The sequence below is a fragment of the Kitasatospora sp. NPDC114501 genome (assembly GCF_055633695.1).
Genome location: NZ_JBVKDS010000007.1, coordinates 308,353 through 324,632, shown reverse-complemented (window position 1 = coordinate 324,632; position 16,280 = coordinate 308,353). Strand labels below are relative to the sequence as shown.

The following is a 16,280-nucleotide window of genomic DNA, read 5'->3' as shown; positions in this document are numbered from 1 at the left end:
CGTGCGGCCCTCCCAGGGCTCCGCATGCGGACCGCGTGCGGCTCACCTCCGGCCTCCTCGCGGCTACTTGCGTCGGCTGAAGATCCGCTTGGCGGCGTAGACGATCCCGACGATCAGCAGCACGACGAGCACGATGAGCAGGATGACCACGACCAGCAGGAACTTGCCCAGCTTGGCGAAGAAACCCTTCTTCTTCTTCTTTTTCTCGTCCTTGGACGCGAGGTGAGCGGCGTCGACGGCGGCCGCGGCGCGCGCCTCGGTGCGGACCTCCCGGCCGGAGTCCACGGCCTCGGCACCCGCGCCCTGCGTGCCTGCCGCGCCCGGGTTCGCGGCGGCGGCCGCGACGGTTCGGGGTGCGGCCACCGCCGCCGCGCCCGAAGCCGCGGCGGTGAGGCCGACGGCGGCCAGCAGGGCCACCAGGGCGCCGGCTATCGAACGTGCGATCCGATCAGTCATCGTGCTCCTCATACGAGTCCAGGCAGTCATGGTCTGACCAGCTGGTCTTCCCATCCGCGCCCAGTATGCTCCACTGCTTTTCCACGGCAGTGTGAAAATCCAAACGCCGGTCCCTACCCGGACCGGCTCCGGCCGCGGGCCCCGCGACCCCGCCGCTTCGACGGGGGCGCGTGGCGACTGCGGAGGATGACGCCGCGTCCGGCCGCAAAGGTTCCCCCGGAGCCGGGAACGGCGATCCGGAAGCCGCACGGATCGCGGTAGTTGCCGCCGACGCAGACGCCCCGGCCGCTCGCAGGGACGACAGGGATCTCCGATCGGCGCCGCCGGGACGTCCCGGCCGGGCCCGTTCAGAGCCCGGACACCGGCAGCAGCTGAATCCGCGACGGGTCGAACGGCTGCCAGAGCGCGGGCTGTCCGCTGCGGCCGACCCGCAGCCGGCACCAGCGCCGCCCGGCCGCGTCCTGCCACCACGCGCTGATCCGGCCGACCGCCCAGGTGCCGCCGCCGAGGTGCACCTCGACCGGCTGGTAGACCCACCGGACGTCCCGGCCCGCCGGTTCCGGGTCCGTCCGGTCTCCGGCGCCCTCGGGACTGCGCTGACTCTCCATCACGGCTCCGCCTCCCCGGCCCGGACCCGGCCGCCGGACACCCCCTCGGGGCGGCCGTCAGCCGGGGTACAGCTCACGCCCTGAACTCTACAGGCGTGTAGATGTCGATGGGGGAGTTCCGTCGAAGACGATCGATCGGGCCGGTCTGCCGGAGCTGCGGCGGGCGAGGCGGCCTCAGCCGTCCTGCCGCGCCGAGGCCCCAGCCGCTTCGTCTCGCGCGTACGTCCGTGCGCCTACGCTCCGCGCGACGTCTCCGCGGGCGCCGACGCCCGGCGCGCCGACCGCCGCCGCTGCCACAGGGCGAGCGGTACGATCCCGGCCAGTGCGGCGGCCTCCGGCGCCGGCGGCACCTCGAACGGCGCGCCGACCGCGCCCGCCGCGCCCGCCGCCCCGTCCGGCACCTTGTCGAAGGTGTCCGGGACCGGCAGGGTGGACCAGTCGGACACCGGCCAGGCGACCACGAAGGCCCGGCCGACCACGTTGCCCACCGGCACGAAGCCGTCCCCGCTCTGGTTGTGGTGCCAGCGGGAGTCCCGCGAGTTGTTGCGGTGGTCGCCCATCACCCACAGCTTGCCCTTGGGCACGGTGATGGTGCCGACCGGATCGTTGTCGCAGGGCGTCGAGCCGGGGAACAGGTACGGCTCGTCCAGTGCGACGCCGTTCACCTTCAGCGGCTCGCCCACCTCGCAGTCGAGGGTGTCCCCGCCGACCGCGATCACCCGCTTGATCAGGTCCTTCTCGTCCGCCGAGGGCATCAGGCCGACGGTGCTGAGCGCCTTCTGGACGGTGCCCGTCACGGAGTCCCCGGAGGTCGTCGGCGCGCCCTCCAGCCAGCCGCCCGGATCGCGGAACACCACCACCTCGCCGCGCTCGGGCTCGGCGCCGAACCACGGGGTGAACTTGTCCACCAGCACCCGGTCGCCGATCGCGAGGGTCTGCTCCATCGAGCCGGAGGGGATGGAGAAGGCCTGCACGAAGAAGGTCTTGATGCCGAGCGAGAGCAGCAGCGCGATCACCAGCAGGATCGGCAGCTCCTGCCAGAACGGGCGCTTCTTCCGGGCGCGCTCGGCGTCCTCGCCGGTCTTCGCGGGAGCGTCGGCCTCCTCGGGAGCACCGGCGGCCGAGCCCGCGCTCGCGTCCGCGTCCTGCGTCTCCGCGGTGCCCGGACCCGCCTCCGACCGGCCGTTCCCGGCCTCCCCGCGTTCCCCGGCTCCGCCGCTCTCCCCGGACTCCGCGCTCTGCTGCACACTCATGTCCTCGGCCCCTCCCGGCGGCCTGATGGGAGCCGGTACGAAGACCCCCTGTCAGGAACGAACCTACCGAACAGAGGTTCCCGGGCGCGCCCTGACGTGGATGCGCTCGCCCTGCGGGCCGAACAGGCTGAGGAACTCCACCGGCTGCGGGCCCGCGTTGCCGAAGGCGTGCGGGGTGCGGGTGTCGAACTCGGCGGCCTCACCGGCCGTCAGCTCCAGGTCGTGGGTGCCGAGCACCAGCCGCAGCCGTCCGGACAGCACGTACAGCCACTCGTACCCCTCGTGGACCTTCAGCTCCAGCTCGGGCCCGGCGTTCCGGCCCGGCGGCACGATGTGCTTGTAGGCGTGCAGCCCGCCCAGGTGGCGGGTGAGCGGGACGATGGTCTGGCCGTTCCTGGTCACCGGGCGCGGGTGGATCCGCGGGTCGCCGGTGGCCGGTGCGCCGACCAGTTCGTCCAGCGGCACCCGGTACTCCCGGGCCAGCGGCAGCAGCAGCTCCAGCGTCGGCTTGCGCTGCCCGGACTCCAGCCGGGACAGCGTGCTGAGCGAGATGCCGGTCGCGGCGGCGAGTTTGGCGAGCGTGGTGCCGCGCTCCCGGCGCAGCGCCCGCAACCGCGGGCCCACCGTGGTGAGGACGTTCTCGAACTCTTCGTCGGCCATGCCTGCCATTTGCCAGTACGGCAAGGCTGCTTGTCAATCCGGCACACGGGTGAGGCCCCGGCCGCCACCCCTGGGGGTCACCACGGCGGCGCCCGCCGATCCGGCCTATCCTCCCGTCATGCGCATCCTCCTCACCCGGGACAGCGTCGCGGCCGGCGACGACGCCGACGCCCCGCACGCCGAGACCGTCGCCCTTCCCGACGGTCTGGACGCCCCGGCGGCGCTCACCGCGCTCGGGCTCCCCCGCCCCCGCCTCCCGCTGATCGGCGGCGGCCGCGCCACCTGGGTGGTGCGCGGCGCCGACGGCTCCCCGCTGGCCGTCCTCGCCCAGCAGTGGCCGCGACCCCGCCCGCTCCCGGCCGCCCGGGGCCCGCTCGACCGCCTGGCCGGAGCGGACGGCGCCGTCCGGCTGCACGTCGAGTACCGGCGGCAGCTGGACCCGGAGGCCGAGTACGAGCGGCTGCTGCACGGGTGAGGCCCGGGGCGTCAGGGCGTTCAGGGTCCGGCACTCGCGCGTCCCGGCACGCGCCAGGACGCGGGCCCTACAGCCAGTCCCGCTTCTTGAACACCAGGTACAGCCCGGTGCACACCAGCGCCATCAACCCGATCGCGAACGGGTAGCCGAAGGCCCACTTGAGCTCCGGCATCTCCTCGAAGTTCATCCCGTACACCGTGCCGATCAGGGTCGGCGCGAAGAGGATGGCCGCCCAGGAGGAGATCTTCTTGATCTCGTCGTTCTGCGCGTGCCCCGCCTCGGCGAGCTGCTTCATCTCCTCGTTCTGGCGCTGCGAGACCAGCGTCGCGTTGACGGTCAGGATGTTCTGGAGCATCTGCCGGAAGCCGTCCACCCGCTCGGCGGCGTAGGTGGCGTGGTCGGCGACGTCGCGCAGGTAGCGCTGGAGTTCCTCGTCGGTGCCGTACTTGCCGAAGCCCGCCTCCAGGCTCTTCATGATCTCCAGCAGCGGGCGGGTGGCGCGCTGGAACTCGATGACCTCGCGGGACAGTTCGTAGATGCGGCGGGAGACCTGCGGGTCGCCGCCGAACACCTCGGTCTCGATCTCGTCGATGTCGTGCTGGAGGCCGGCGATCACCGGCGCGTAGCCGTCCACCACGGCGTCCAGCACCGCGTACAGCACCGCCTCCGGGCCGAGCGCCAGCAGCTCCGGGTCGTCCTCCAGGCGGCGGCGCACCGCCGACAGGTCCGGCGCCTGGGAGTGGCGGACGGTGATCACGAAGTCGGGGCCGACGAAGAGGTGGATCTCGCCGAAGTCGACCTCCTCCGCCTCGTCCAGGTAGCGGGCGGCGCGCAGCACCACGAACAGGGTGTCGCCGTAGCGTTCCAGCTTCGGCCGCTGGTGGGCGACGATGGCGTCCTCGACGGCCAGCTCGTGCAGGTTGAACCGGTCGGCGGCCTCCAGCAACTGCTTCTCGGCGGGGCGGAACAGGCCGATCCAGGCCATCGTTCCGGGCCGGTCGGGCAGCTTGCGGTAGATGTCCGCGAGGTCGGTGGGCGCCTCGATCCGGTGGCCGTCCCGGTAGACCGCCGCGTCCACGACGGAACGTTCCAGCGTCACCGGTTCGACCGGCTGGTCCGGGCGCGGGTCCATCGAGTGCTCGGGCGCCGGCTGGGTGTCCGCGGGCCGGACGATGGAACGGGAGAACGGACGCTTGCTCGCGCGCACGGCGCGCACACGCCAGTCGGACATGGCGGGACCTCCACGGGTGAATGCCCGGCCGCCGTACGGGAACACGGCGGACCGGAGGCGCCCGGCCGGCCGCCACGCGCACGGCGCGACCGGCGGTGCCTCGCCGGGAGGGCGAGATCAGTGCCGCGCGGGAGCCGTACGGGAGGAGGTGTGCCGGGGGCCGCGAGTGGTGCGGGACAACCGGGATCGGGGCCGACTTCGACCCGTACTACTGCACTCCACAGCTCTCACCTCCTGGGCTCCGCGTGCTCACGCACCGGAAAGGCGCCAGCACAACCCCGTCGAGTCTAGTACCCGCACGCGCCGGGCACCGACCGGGGCCCGTCGCAGGGAGTGGCCGACGCTCGCGACCGCGCTCCGCGAACCGCGCGACCACCGCCCGGTCCGGTTGGGTCCGGCTCGGTCCGGCTCGATCTGGTGCGGTCCGGTGCGGTATGGCTCAGTCCAGTTCGGTCCGGTCCGGCCAGGCGTCAACGACCCTGCGGGACAGGGACGTTCGTCCGGAGCGAAGCGATCACGCGGAGGCGACCGCACCACTACGCTACGTGTCATGACTTCTTCGGAGAGGGCCCCGGGGCGGGGTACGGCGGTGGTGATCGGCGGCGGGCTGGCCGGGATGGCGGCCGCGTGGGCGCTGCGCGGGTTCGCGGAGCGGATCGTCGTGGTGGAGCGGGACCGGTACCCGGCGGGGCCGGAATTCCGGGCCGGCGTGCCGCAGGGCCGGCACGCCCACCTGGTACTGGAGGCCGGGCACCGGCTGCTCGAGGAGATGATGCCCGGCATCAGGCAGGAGCTGGCGGCCGCGGGCGCGCGGCGGGTGTCCGTCTCGGACATCAAGTGGCTCTGCTCCGCCGGGTGGCTGGCCGAGTACCCGGCCGAGATGAGCTTCCTCTCCTGCACCCGGCCACTGCTGGACTCGTTCGTGCTGGACCGGCTCCGCGCCCATCCCGCGATCGAGCTCCTGGAGGGGACGGACGCGGTCGGACTGCTCGGTTCGGCGACCACCGTGACCGGGGTGAAGGTCCGCGAGCGCGGCCCGGAGCGCGGCGAAGTCCGGGAGATACCCGCCGAGTTGGTGGTGGACGCGACCGGCCGCTCGTCCTCGGTGCCGAAGTGGCTCACCGAGTCGGGGTGCCCGCCGGTGCCCGAGGAGCGGGTGGACGCGGGCGTCGCCTACGCCTCCCGGATCTTCCACCGCCCGCCCGGGGCCGATCTCGGCGACCGGGCGGTCTACATCCAGACCAAGGCCCCCGACGCGCCGCGACTGGGCGTGCTGCTGCCGGTCGAGGGCGACCGCTGGATCGTCAGCCTCGCCGGGATGCGCGGCGCCGAGCCGGCGGCCGGCGAGGAGGGCTTCACCGAGCACCTGGGCCTGCTGCGCGACCCGCTGCTGCACGAGGTGCTGCGGGACGCCGAACCGGCGGGCGAGGTACGGGGGTTCCACCCCGGACCGGGCGTGCGCCGGCACTACGAGCGCAGCTGCCCGGACGGGCTGGTGGTGGTCGGCGACGCCGCGAGCACCTTCAACCCGGTCTACGGGCAGGGCGTCACCGTCGCGCTGTTCTGCGCCCGGGAGCTGCGCCGCACCGCCAAGCGGTACGGCGGCATCGGGCACCCCACGGCCCGGGCCGCCCGGCGCGCCGTGGCCGCGGCGTCCAGGGTCCCGTGGATGATCTCCTGCGCCGAGGACGCCCGCTTCCGCACCACCACCGGCGCACCCTCCGGGGCCCTGATCGAACTCCAGCACAGCTTCTTCGACAAGGTGCTGGCCCGCAGCACCCGGGACCCGGCGGTCACCAAGGCGTTCCACGAGGTGATGTCGCTGGTGGAGCCGCCGTCGCTGCTGTTCCGGCCGTCGGTGCTCGCGTCGGTCCTGCGGGGCTGAGGGGCCGAGGGGGCCCTCGGGAGGCGCTGCCGGGGCGGGCGGGGTCGGCCGGGCAGGGCGGGTCGGCCGGGCAGGGCGGGGCGCAGCGCGGCGCGGCGCGGCGCGGCGCGGCGGGTGCTACTCGCCGAGGTGCGCGGCGACGTACGGCAGCGCCACCTGCTCCAGACCGCGCCGGCCGAAGGCGGGGTGGACGTTGACCTCGAAGACCACACCGCCGCTCTCGGCGGCGAGGTCCACCCCGGCGAGGTCGAGCCCCAGGGAGGCGGCCGCCGCGACGGCCGACTCCGCGAGCCCGTCCGGGAGTTCGGCGTAGTCGAGCAGGGTGGACACGGCGCCGCGGCTCTCGTTGCAGGGCGCGTCCGGGTCCGCCTGGACGTGCTCGACCGCGCGGACCACCCGCCCGTGCAGCACCACCACCCGGTACTGGTGGCGCCGCCCGTCGGGGAGGAAGTTCCGGGCGTCACGGGCGAGCAGCCAGTCCGTCTTGGTCTGCGCGTAGTGCCGTGCGGCGGCGTCGAGCTGGGCACCGGTGGTGACGTGGAAGACGTCGTCGCCGCCCATCCCGACGCAGGGCCGGGCCCAGACGTCGCCGCCGAGGGCCGCGAAGGCCTCGGCGGCGGCCTCCGGGCTCGGCTCGGAGAGCGCGATGCTGGGCATGTGCGGTACGCCGTCCCGGACGAAACGGGCGACGGTGAGGTCCTTCTCGGTGGCCGCCCGCCACGCCGCGGCGTCGGTGCCGAGCGAGCGGGCGCCGAATCCGCGCAGCCGCCGCTGGCAGTCCTCGAACGCACGGCGCCGGTGCGGCGGGATCTCGTAGACGATCACCGTGTCGGCGGTCACCGTCCGGCCGCCACCCGCCAGCCGGATCCCGCCCGCGTCGTCGGCCTCGATCAGGCCGTTGCCTCCGGTCATGAAGTGCCGGGCGTCCAGTTGGACGGGTTCCCGGCCGATCAGCGTCCGCGCGGCGGCGGCGAGCACCTTCCGGCTGCCTTCGGTCGAGCTGTGGTCGGTCAGGAGTACGAGATCGCGTCGGGCCATGCGGCCATACAAGCGATTGCGACGTGGCCACGACAAGACGGCTCCGTGCGCCATCCGCCGCGCGACGTGGCCGAAACCGCGTCGCCCGATCCGGGCGCGCCTGCCGATCCGGGTGTGCGCCCGCCCGTCCGGGCGAGCCCGTTGGTTCGGATGCGTCCGTCAATTCGGATGCGCGACTCCATTCCGCCCGCTACCGTTCCTCTCATGTCCACGCCCCGAATCTCCTAGCCAGACGGCCCGCTTCCACGCCACCCGTCTGTCCGCTAGTCGTTTCGGAGCGTTATCCCATGATCACCACCCGTGGTGTCGACGTGCGCGTCGGCGCCCGCCTCCTGCTGTCCGACGTCACCCTGCACATCGCCCCCGGCGACCGGATCGGCCTGGTCGGCCGCAACGGCGCCGGCAAGACCACCCTGCTCGCCACCCTGGCCGGACAGCTGGCGCCCGCCGCCGGAACGGTCACCCGGACCGGGGCCGTCGGCTACCTCCCGCAGGACTCCCGCGCCGCCGACCCGTCGGTCACCGTCACCGACCGCATCCTGTCCGCCCGCGGCCTGGACACCGCCGTCCAGGCCCTGCGCGCCGCCGAGGCGGCGATGGCCAGGGCCGGGTCACCGGCCGAGGAGCGCCGGGCGATGGACGCGTACGTCCGGGCCGACGCCGCGTTCCAGTCCCGCGGCGGCTACGCCGCCGAGGCCGAGGCCGCCCGGGTCGCGGCCGGGCTCGGCCTGCCCACCCGGGTGATGGACTCCCCCGTCGGCACGCTCTCCGGTGGCCAGCGCCGCCGGGTCGAGCTGGCCCGCATCCTCTTCGCCGACCACGGCGTCCTGCTGCTGGACGAGCCCACCAACCACCTGGACGCCGACTCCGGCGCCTGGCTGCGCGGCTTCCTCGCCACCCACCAGGGCGGGCTGGTGCTGATCAGCCACGACCTCGGCCTGCTGGCGGAGACCGTCAACCGGGTCTTCCACCTGGACCCGCAGCGCGCCGCGATCGACGTCCACAACACCGGCTGGCAGGCCTACCTGACCCAGCGCGCCGCCGACGAGCGCCGCCGCACCCGGGAGCGGGCCAACGCCGAGCGCAAGGCCGCCTCCCTGCACGCGCAGGCCGACCGGATGCGGGCCAACGTCGCCACCGCGACCAGCGCCCGCAGCATGGCCCGCCGGGCCGACCGGATGCTCGCCGAGCTCGAACCCGTCCGGCAGGCCGAGCGCACCGCCCGGATCCGGCTGCCCGAGCCCGCCCCGTGCGGCCGGATGCCGCTCGGCGCGATCAGCCTCGCCAAGTCCTACGCCGGGCGGCCCGTGCTGACCGGCCTGGACCTGGCCGTGGACCGCGGCAGCCGACTGGTCGTGCTCGGCCTGAACGGGGCCGGCAAGACCACCCTGCTGCGCATCCTGGCCGGCCGGGAGACGCCGGACTCCGGCCGCGTCGTCCCCGGCACCGGCCTACGGCTCGGCTACTTCGCCCAGGAGCACGACACCCTCGACCCGGCGCTCAGCGTGCGCGACAACCTCGCCGCGGCCGCACCGGGCCTGACCGACGGCGAACTTCGGCACGTGCTCGGCGCGTTCCTCTTCCGGGGCGACGACGCCGACAAGCCGGCCGCGGTGCTGTCCGGCGGCGAGAAGACCCGGCTCGCGCTGGCCGCCCTGGTGCACTCCGGCGCCAACGTCCTGCTGCTGGACGAGCCGACCAACAACCTCGACCCGGCCTCCCGTACCGAGGTCCTGACGGCGGTCGGCACCTACCCGGGCGCGATCGTGATGGTCACCCACGACCCGGGCGCCATCGAGGCCCTGCGGCCGGACCGCGTACTGCTCCTGCCGGACGGCGACGAGGATCTCTGGCACGACGCGTACCTGGACCTGGTCGCGCAGTCCTGAGGTACGGCGCCGGCCACGAGCGGCGCGCCCCGATCGGGAACCGCGCCGAGTGGGCACGGACGGCCCCTCGGCGCGGCTTCCTGGTCACGGACCGCCACAAGACCGCCGGGTACGCCGGCACCCCGGTGGTGTTCGGCGTCCTGCCCGCGATGCCGGCCGCCCAACGCGTGACGCCCGACGCGGTCAGGCGTCGGGCGTCAGGCGTCAGGCGTCAGGCGTCAGGCGTCAGGCGTCAGGCGTCAGGCGTCAGGCGTCAGGCGTCAGGCCGGACGGCGGGGTCAGAAGGTGAGGTTCCAGGCGTCGATCGTGCCGGTGTCGCCGGAGGCACCGTCCTTCACCCGGAGCTTCCAGGTGCCGTTCGCCGCACTCGCCGAGGCGTTGACGGTGTAGGCCTTGGCGACGTTGTCGGTGCTGTCGCTGTTCGGGAAGTCCTCCAGGAGGTAGACCGTGCCGTTCGGGGCGACGAGGGAGAGGACCAGGTCACCGCGGTAGGTGTGCTTGATGTCCACGCCGACCTTGAGCGTCGCGGGCGCGTTGCCGGTGACACCGGTGACGGTGAGCGGGCTCTCCACCGTGGTGTTGTCGGCGATCGCCACGTCGGCGGTGTTCTCGAAGTACTTGCCGGTGGGCGGGGTCCCGCCGCCGACGGCCTTCAGCGCGTCGACCTGGCCCTCGCCGAAGAAGGAGTTGTTGGCGGTGGTGCCGGTGCAGCGGCTGTCGGAGGCGGGGCAGGCCAGGTCGTTGGCCTGGCTCGCCAGCCGGGCCCGGATGTCGGCCGGGGTGAGCGAGGGGTCGGCACTGGCGATCAGCGCGGCGACGCCGGTGACGTGCGGGGACGCCATCGAGGTGCCGCTCATGGTGCCGTACTTGCCGCCGGGCAGGGTCGAGTAGACGCCGGTGGCGCCGTCGCCGCCGGGCGCCGCGACGTCGATGACGCCCCGTCCGAAGTTGGAGTAGGACGCCTTGCCGCTGCCGCTGCCCGTGGCAGCGACGGTCACCACGCCCGGAAGTTCGGTGGGGATGTCGAGGCAGGCGTTGCTGATGGTCCGGGTGGTCGGGGTGGAGTCGTTCGGGCTCGCCGTGTCGGTGGTCTTGTTCGCCAGGTCGTAGTTGGAGTTGCCGGCCGCCGCGACCTGGAGCGAGCCCTTGCCCTCGGCGTACTCCTGGGCGCGCTTGACGCCCTCGATGATGGCCGCCTGGTCGAGGTCGTCCGGGCAGTTGAACTGCCACGGGTCGGTGTAGTAGCTGTTGTTGGTGACCTTGAAGCCGTGGTCACCGGCCCAGACGAAGCCGCAGACGGTGTTCTCGGCGAAGAACAGGGTACTGGTCGGCTCGGCGATCCGGACCGCGGCGACCTTGACGCCCGGCGCGACGCCGATGACGCCCTTGCCGTTCTTCGCGGCCGCGATGGTGCCGGCGACGTGGGTGCCGTGCTCGTCCACGTCCCGCCAGGCGCCGGTGCGGGTGTCGGGCTTGCCGTACGCGCAGGAGACCGAGTCGGCGGCGTCGAAGTTCGGCGCGATGTCCTGGTGCTGGTCGTCCACTCCGGTGTCGAGCACGCCCACCTTGACGGTCGGCGAGCCGGTGCTGACGCTCCAGGCCTGGTCCGCCTTGATCTGGGTCATGTCCCAGCGGTTGGACTCGGTGAGCGTGGTGGCCGACTGGGCGGGGTTGGCGGGCAGCGCCGGGCTGTAGGCGTCGGCCGGCACGTCGGAGGTGCGGGTCGCGCCGACCTGCTGGATGCCGGCGACGGTCCGCAGCGCGGCGGCGAAGCCGGTACTGGTGGAGTGGGCGACGATGACGCCGATCGCGTCGTAACTCGCGAAGACCGTACCGCCCTTGGCGGCGACGGCGGCCTTGGCGGCGGCGATGTCGGCGGGGGCGCTGATCACCAGGTAGGCCCGGGTGCCGGCGGCCCAGCCGGCCGCGCTGCCCGCGACGGCGGGGGCGGCGGGGGCCTGGGCCGCGGCGGCCTGGGCGGCGGGCGTCTTGGCCGCGGGCGCGGAGACTGCGCCGGGGACGGTGGGGGTGGTGGCAGCGGTGGCGGCGGTCGCGAACGCGGTGGGGGTGGCGAGCGCCATGGCCGAGAGCACGGCGAGGGCTGCGGCCGGGCGGCCGAGCCGCCGGGATATCAGGGGTGACACGTGTCCTCCGATTCGGCCCATGCGTGAGGGGGATCGCACGGGAATTGAAGGAAACATGCCAGATTAGACCGGACTTGGGGAAGACTTTACGCCTGCCGACTTTTCACGGAAGCGTTACGTTTTGATGTCATGGGCCCCGGCGCCCCGGGCGGGTTGCCGGAGGAAAGTCGGACCCGCCGGCTTCCCCCCGGGGCCCCCAGCCGGCCCGACGGGCGCGTCGCGCGTTACGGAACGGGAATGGCGCCCCGGTTCCGGGGTTTGACCCTGGCGTCCTCACGGCGCAGCTGCGCGTCGTCACCGGCCTGGCTGCCGGGGCAGTCGAGGGCCGTGTAGGTGTTCGGGATGGTGATCGTCAGGCCGCCGCCGGCGTTCCGGGTGACCTTCCACTTCTGGTACGGGTCCGCCGGGTTGTACGGCCGCAGAATGGCCCGAGGCGGTTCCGTGAAGTCCGCGGTCAGGGTGAGCGCGGTGGAACAGTTGTCGGAGATCTGCAGCGTGCCGTCCGGGTTCGGGCCCGACTTCCAGCGCTGCAAGGGGCGGGAGGCGTCGTAGGCGTTGAGGGCGCCGCGCGGACGGTTGGTCGCGGCGCGGCCGCCGTCGCGTTCCGACGCCAGGCCGTTGCCGCCGGTGAGGCTGTGGTAGCGGCCGTCGCCGACAACGGGCCCGTAGTTGATGGTGCGCCGGGCCGGGTGGTCGAGGGCGGCGCCGGTGGTGGCGAGCGGCGGGGTGGCGGCGGGGCGGGTGTTCTTGACGTAGTCGGCGAAGGTGCCGGGCTTGCTCGCGGCGAGCGCCTTGATGGTGCCCGGCCAGCCGCCGTCGTCTTCCTCCACAGGTTCGAGCAGCGGACCGGTGACGTTGCCGGAGACCGTGTCACCGGTGTCCCAGCCGCCGCCGTAGGTGAAGCCGGCATCACGCCGTCGTAGCGGCGGTCCATCAGGAAGTGGCCGCTCTCGTACAGCACGGTGTGCTCGGAGTCCGGGTCACCGTCGGACAGCCTGACGGTGTTCTGGTGGTACACCGGCCCGTCGGTGGAGCCGGGGTACCACTCGAGGGTGAGCCCGGTGCACGCGGCGGGGTCGCGCTCCTGCGCGGTCCAACAGGCTGCCCTCCTCCGCGTTCGCGTAGTCGTAGCGGAACTTGCCGCTCATGCGGATCGGGTTCACGGCGGCAGCCGCGGGGGCCGCCGCGAGCGGGACGGCCGCCACGGCGGCCAGCAGTGCCGTGCCGAAGACGGCGAGGCGGCGGGTCAGGCGCGACGTGCACGAGGGTATGGTCATCGAGGGCCTCTCCCTTACTGACACACCGCCAGACAGCGCGGCGTCGTCCACCGGCGGAAAACCAGCTGGAGCCCGGACTGTTCCACGGCCCCGAGGCATGGCGACCGTCCGCCGGCCCTTCCACGGCGACAGACCGCCACCTGCCGACCCGGGTCGCCGGGCCCGACCCGACCCCCGCCCGCTGAGCCGCCTTCCCGCCGACCCACCTATGCCGCCGACGTCACACGCCGCCTCGCTCTACAGCCGCCACGGACGACGCCGTCATGCCACAGCTCCTTGCGTCATCGACGTCCGGAACCGGCGCCGCCCTTGTGCCACGGGAGCGGGGAGGCAGGCACCACGAGCTACCAAGGCGGCCCCCTCCCCGAACGGCCCTCAGTGCTGCTTGGCCTGAGCCTCCTTGGCGGACTCCTCCAGCCGGTTCCAGTAAGCCTGGTACCACGCCCCGTCGCCGCCGTCCATGTTGCTGTTCTCCACCCGCATGCCGACCTTGCCGTCGATCAGCTCGCGGACGATGTCGGCGTGGCCGGCGTGCCGGTTCGTCTCGGCCGTCATGTGCAGCATGATCCGCTGGAGCGTCACGTCTCCGCTGTCGCCCCACCACTCGACGTGGCCCATCGCGTCGAGCGGTAGCGCCTCGATCGTCGCGTCCGCGTGCTCCCAGGCGCGGCGGTAGAGGCCGACGACATCCTCGCGCGACTCGTCGGCGGTGGCCCACATGTCCGAGTTGGGCTCGGCGCCCTCCTCGGTCCAGGGGAGGGATTCGTCGTGCGGGCGCCCGAAGGTCGGGCCGAAGTACCCGAGCTCGACGCTGGCGAGGTGCTTGACGAGGCCGAGGAGGTTGGTGCCGGTCGGCGTCAGGGGGCGGCGGATGTCGTACTCGGACAGTCCTTCCAGCTTCCAGACGATGGCTTCGCGGGCTGCCTTCAGGTAGCGGTGCAGGTCGTCCTTGGGATCATTGGGCTTCATGGGAGCGAGTCTCCCACCACCCGCCGACAACCGTCGCGTGAGTTTGCCGGCGACGCCTGGCCGGCGGATCGCCCCGCTGCGGGCTCTACCCCTTGGGTCGATCGGGCCGGTGGGGGGCCGACGGGTAACGGAGGACGGTACCGACCCGCACCTCCAGCCTCCCGGCGGCGATCAGCCCGCCCACCGGGTCCGGGCCACCGCCGTCCGCCTCGAAGGCGATCAGCACGCCCGCCGCCTCCCCACACTGGCGCTCCACCAGCCGCCGTTCCTCGACCGTCGGCGGACGGAACACCGGGTCCTGGAAGGACTCCGGGCAGCGGACGTACAGCGGATCGTCGAAGACCAGCTCCAGGCCGTGGTGGTAGCAGAGGTCGTACCCGGCGGCCAGTCGGCACTCGCCAGGGCGCCAGGACCACACGTCCCAGTCCCCCCAACTGCCCTCCGGCAGCTCGATCACTCCGGGCATCGGTCCGGCCGGCCCGTGTCGGCCGGCCCGTGTCGGCCGGCCCGTCTCGGTCGGCCCGTCTCGGTCGGTCGGAGTCGCGGCGACGGGGGGCGAGGCGACGGTGCGCCCGTTCGGTCCTCGTCCGGTACCCGGGTCATGTGCCTGCCTCCTCGGTGGCCCCGAAAACCGGTACTCCGCGCCGGTACGTCCGGGTGAGGATAGCGACGTGGCGGACGGACCGGTCATCGTGTCCCACTCGGCGTCGCGCCACGGCCAGGGCCCGGCCTTGGCGCGTCCGCTCTCCGCCCGGCCTACACCGCTCTTCCCGCTCCGCCGACGCCCCGTGGAGACCCGCCGCCATGACCCAGTCCTCCCCCGGCCGCTTCTACGACGATTTCGCCGACGACTACCACCTCCTCTACAGCGACTGGAACGCGTCGCTCGCCCGGCAGGGCGCCGCGCTGGACGCCCTGATCCGCGCGGGCCTCGGCGACCGACCCGCCGAGGTGCTGGACTGCGCCTGCGGCATCGGCACCCAGGCGATCGGCCTGGCCGCGCTCGGCCACCGCGTCACCGGCACCGACCTCAGCCCGGTCGCCGCCGCCCGCGCCACCGCCGAGGCCGCCGGGCGCGGCCTCCGGCTGCCCGCCGCCGCGGCCGACATGCGGAAACTCCCCTTCCCGGACGGCCGGTTCGACGTCGTGGTCTGCGCCGACAACGCGCTGCCCCACCTGCTGACGGCCGAGGACGTCCGCGCCGCGCTCGGTGAGATGCGGCGGGTCCTGCGCCCGGGCGGACTGCTGCTGGTCAGCACCCGCCCGTACGACGAGCTGCGCCGCACCCGGCCCGCCTCCACCGCGCCGCAGACCACCGAGCACGGCGGCCGACGGTCGGTCGCCTTCCAGCTCTGGCAGTGGCACGAGGACGGCGAGCGGTACGACCTGGAGCTCTTCCAGCTCCTGCCGCACGCGACCGGTCAGTGGCAGGTCTCAGTCCGACGCTCCACCTACTGGGCACTCACCCAGGAGAAGTTGAGCGCCTTCGCCGCCGAGGCCGGCCTGGCCGCCATCCACTGGGAGCAGCCCGCCGACACCGGTTTCTTCCAGCCCGTCCTGATCGCCCGGGCGCCACGACGTGCCACCTCCTGACCCCTTCTGACCCTTCTGACCCTTCTGACCCGTCTGCCCCTCCGGCTCTCCTGACGTCTCGACGCTTGACGGCCGCGGGCACGGCTCTTCGCACCCACGGTTTTGCCGATGCATGTTAATTTTTACTCATGCGAGTAAAACCTGACCCGGCCCCGGCCGCTCCCCCGGCCGCCCACGGCTCCGGCCGGAGCGTCACCACCGATGCGCGGCGCGCCCAGATCGTCGCCGCCGCGATCGAGACCGTCGCCGAACTCGGCTACGCCCGGACTTCGTTCGCCCAGATCGCCAAGCGGGCGAGACTCTCCAGCGTGCGGCTGATCTCGTACCACTTCCAGGACAAGGAGGACCTCTTCCAGGCCCTCGCCGACACCGTCCAGGAGGCGGCGCGGACCTTCATGCAGCCGCGCATCCACGCCCAGGCCGGACCGGCCGCGCAGCTGGCCGCATACATCGAGGCGAACCTGGAGTTCCTGGCGGAGCACCCCGTCGAGGTGCGCGCACTGGTGGACGTCCTCGCCAATGCCCGCCGGGAGGACGGCAGCCCGCTGGTCAGCTCGGCGGGCTTCGACACCCCCGTGGCACTGCTGGTCCAGCATCTGCGCGACGGACAGCTCAGCGGTGACTTCCGATCGTTCGACGCCGAGGCGATGGCCACGGCGATCCGCGCCTCGATCGACGCGGCCGCCAACCGGCTGTCCACCGGGGACGACTTCGACGCCCGCGCCTACGGGCGCGAGCTGGTCACCCTGTTCACCCTCGCGACCAGGAACGCGGACAGGAACGGGGAGGCGACGTGACCCTC

15 protein-coding genes are annotated in these 16,280 nt (G+C 73.4%); 5 read left to right on the top strand and 10 right to left on the bottom strand.

Annotated elements, in window-relative coordinates; all coding sequences use genetic code 11:
• Positions 1–63: 63 nt before the first annotated feature.
• The 4 genes from ACZ7RU_RS15810 to ACZ7RU_RS15795 all read right to left on the bottom strand — a co-directional run bounded on the left by ACZ7RU_RS15810 (position 64) and on the right by ACZ7RU_RS15795 (position 2,977).
• Positions 64–456 carry a hypothetical protein gene (locus ACZ7RU_RS15810; RefSeq protein ID WP_470341505.1) on the bottom strand — a complete coding sequence of 131 codons (393 nt, stop codon included), beginning with the start codon at positions 454–456 and terminating at the stop codon, positions 64–66.
• A gap of 347 nt (positions 457–803) precedes the next feature.
• Positions 804–1,067: a hypothetical protein gene (locus tag ACZ7RU_RS15805; protein ID WP_470341504.1), complete on the bottom strand. Its 264-nt coding sequence runs from the start codon at positions 1,065–1,067 to the stop codon at positions 804–806.
• A 230-nt stretch (positions 1,068–1,297) separates the two neighbouring features.
• Positions 1,298–2,317 carry a signal peptidase I gene (lepB, locus tag ACZ7RU_RS15800; RefSeq protein WP_470341503.1) on the bottom strand — a complete coding sequence of 340 codons (1,020 nt, stop codon included), beginning with the start codon at positions 2,315–2,317 and terminating at the stop codon, positions 1,298–1,300.
• A gap of 63 nt (positions 2,318–2,380) precedes the next feature.
• Positions 2,381–2,977, bottom strand: coding sequence for a helix-turn-helix domain-containing protein (locus ACZ7RU_RS15795; RefSeq protein ID WP_387757090.1), 597 nt, complete (start codon positions 2,975–2,977; stop codon positions 2,381–2,383).
• Positions 2,978–3,095: 118 nt separating this feature from the next.
• On the opposite strand from ACZ7RU_RS15795, the gene ACZ7RU_RS15790 reads away from it, so the two are divergent.
• Positions 3,096–3,452, top strand: a complete 357-nt coding sequence (locus ACZ7RU_RS15790) for a hypothetical protein (RefSeq protein ID WP_470341502.1) — start codon at positions 3,096–3,098, stop codon at positions 3,450–3,452.
• A 67-nt stretch (positions 3,453–3,519) separates the two neighbouring features.
• Here ACZ7RU_RS15790 and ACZ7RU_RS15785 read toward each other — a convergent pair whose 3' ends face one another.
• Complete coding sequence (locus tag ACZ7RU_RS15785; protein ID WP_470341501.1) at positions 3,520–4,683, bottom strand: magnesium and cobalt transport protein CorA; 1,164 nt, start codon at positions 4,681–4,683, stop codon at positions 3,520–3,522.
• 550 nt (positions 4,684–5,233) lie between these two features.
• Here ACZ7RU_RS15785 and ACZ7RU_RS15780 point away from each other — a divergent pair.
• Positions 5,234–6,568, top strand: a complete 1,335-nt coding sequence (locus ACZ7RU_RS15780; protein WP_470341500.1) for an NAD(P)/FAD-dependent oxidoreductase — start codon at positions 5,234–5,236, stop codon at positions 6,566–6,568.
• Positions 6,569–6,685: 117 nt separating this feature from the next.
• Here ACZ7RU_RS15780 and ACZ7RU_RS15775 read toward each other — a convergent pair whose 3' ends face one another.
• Entirely contained in the window at positions 6,686–7,606 is a 921-nt protein-coding gene (locus ACZ7RU_RS15775; protein WP_470341499.1) for an ATP-grasp domain-containing protein, read from the bottom strand.
• A 287-nt stretch (positions 7,607–7,893) separates the two neighbouring features.
• Between ACZ7RU_RS15775 and ACZ7RU_RS15770 the strand changes: the two genes are divergently transcribed.
• Positions 7,894–9,495, top strand: a complete 1,602-nt coding sequence (locus ACZ7RU_RS15770; protein WP_470341498.1) for an ABC-F family ATP-binding cassette domain-containing protein — start codon at positions 7,894–7,896, stop codon at positions 9,493–9,495.
• 278 nt (positions 9,496–9,773) lie between these two features.
• Here the strand turns inward: ACZ7RU_RS15770 and ACZ7RU_RS15765 are convergent, their stop codons facing one another.
• From ACZ7RU_RS15765 to ACZ7RU_RS15750, 4 genes are all read right to left on the bottom strand, one after another.
• Complete coding sequence (locus ACZ7RU_RS15765) at positions 9,774–11,576, bottom strand: S8 family peptidase (RefSeq protein WP_470341575.1); 1,803 nt, start codon at positions 11,574–11,576, stop codon at positions 9,774–9,776.
• 287 nt (positions 11,577–11,863) lie between these two features.
• Positions 11,864–12,469, bottom strand: coding sequence for an RICIN domain-containing protein (locus ACZ7RU_RS15760; RefSeq protein WP_470341497.1), 606 nt, complete (start codon positions 12,467–12,469; stop codon positions 11,864–11,866).
• An 822-nt stretch (positions 12,470–13,291) separates the two neighbouring features.
• Positions 13,292–13,885, bottom strand: coding sequence for a DinB family protein (locus tag ACZ7RU_RS15755; RefSeq protein WP_470341496.1), 594 nt, complete (start codon positions 13,883–13,885; stop codon positions 13,292–13,294).
• Positions 13,886–13,970: 85 nt separating this feature from the next.
• Positions 13,971–14,342 (bottom strand): hypothetical protein, encoded by a 372-nt coding sequence (locus ACZ7RU_RS15750; RefSeq protein ID WP_470341495.1) that lies wholly within the window; start codon positions 14,340–14,342, stop codon positions 13,971–13,973.
• A gap of 347 nt (positions 14,343–14,689) precedes the next feature.
• Here ACZ7RU_RS15750 and ACZ7RU_RS15745 point away from each other — a divergent pair, with 347 nt between their 5' ends.
• The gene (locus ACZ7RU_RS15745; RefSeq protein ID WP_470341494.1) at positions 14,690–15,478 is read left to right on the top strand and encodes a class I SAM-dependent methyltransferase; all 789 of its coding nucleotides are present in this window, start codon (positions 14,690–14,692) and stop codon (positions 15,476–15,478) included.
• 128 nt (positions 15,479–15,606) lie between these two features.
• Positions 15,607–16,275: a TetR/AcrR family transcriptional regulator gene (locus tag ACZ7RU_RS15740; protein WP_470341493.1), complete on the top strand. Its 669-nt coding sequence runs from the start codon at positions 15,607–15,609 to the stop codon at positions 16,273–16,275.
• Positions 16,276–16,280: the final 5 nt, after the last annotated feature.

Excerpts from the sequence above, each read along its gene's own strand:
- ACZ7RU_RS15790 (WP_470341502.1), top strand. The coding sequence starts at position 3,096 with ATGCGCATCCTCCTCACCCGGGACAGCGTCGCGGCCGGCGACGACGCC.
- ACZ7RU_RS15765 (WP_470341575.1), bottom strand. The coding sequence starts at position 11,576 with ATGGCGCTCGCCACCCCCACCGCGTTCGCGACCGCCGCCACCGCTGCC.
- ACZ7RU_RS15770 (WP_470341498.1), top strand. The coding sequence starts at position 7,894 with ATGATCACCACCCGTGGTGTCGACGTGCGCGTCGGCGCCCGCCTCCTG.
- ACZ7RU_RS15745 (WP_470341494.1), top strand. The coding sequence starts at position 14,690 with ATGACCCAGTCCTCCCCCGGCCGCTTCTACGACGATTTCGCCGACGAC.
- ACZ7RU_RS15785 (WP_470341501.1), bottom strand. The coding sequence starts at position 4,683 with ATGTCCGACTGGCGTGTGCGCGCCGTGCGCGCGAGCAAGCGTCCGTTC.
- ACZ7RU_RS15740 (WP_470341493.1), top strand. The coding sequence starts at position 15,607 with ATGCGAGTAAAACCTGACCCGGCCCCGGCCGCTCCCCCGGCCGCCCAC.
- lepB (WP_470341503.1), bottom strand. The coding sequence starts at position 2,317 with ATGAGTGTGCAGCAGAGCGCGGAGTCCGGGGAGAGCGGCGGAGCCGGG.
- ACZ7RU_RS15810 (WP_470341505.1), bottom strand. The coding sequence starts at position 456 with ATGACTGATCGGATCGCACGTTCGATAGCCGGCGCCCTGGTGGCCCTG.
- ACZ7RU_RS15780 (WP_470341500.1), top strand. The coding sequence starts at position 5,234 with ATGACTTCTTCGGAGAGGGCCCCGGGGCGGGGTACGGCGGTGGTGATC.
- ACZ7RU_RS15775 (WP_470341499.1), bottom strand. The coding sequence starts at position 7,606 with ATGGCCCGACGCGATCTCGTACTCCTGACCGACCACAGCTCGACCGAA.
- ACZ7RU_RS15755 (WP_470341496.1), bottom strand. The coding sequence starts at position 13,885 with ATGAAGCCCAATGATCCCAAGGACGACCTGCACCGCTACCTGAAGGCA.
- ACZ7RU_RS15795 (WP_387757090.1), bottom strand. The coding sequence starts at position 2,977 with ATGGCCGACGAAGAGTTCGAGAACGTCCTCACCACGGTGGGCCCGCGG.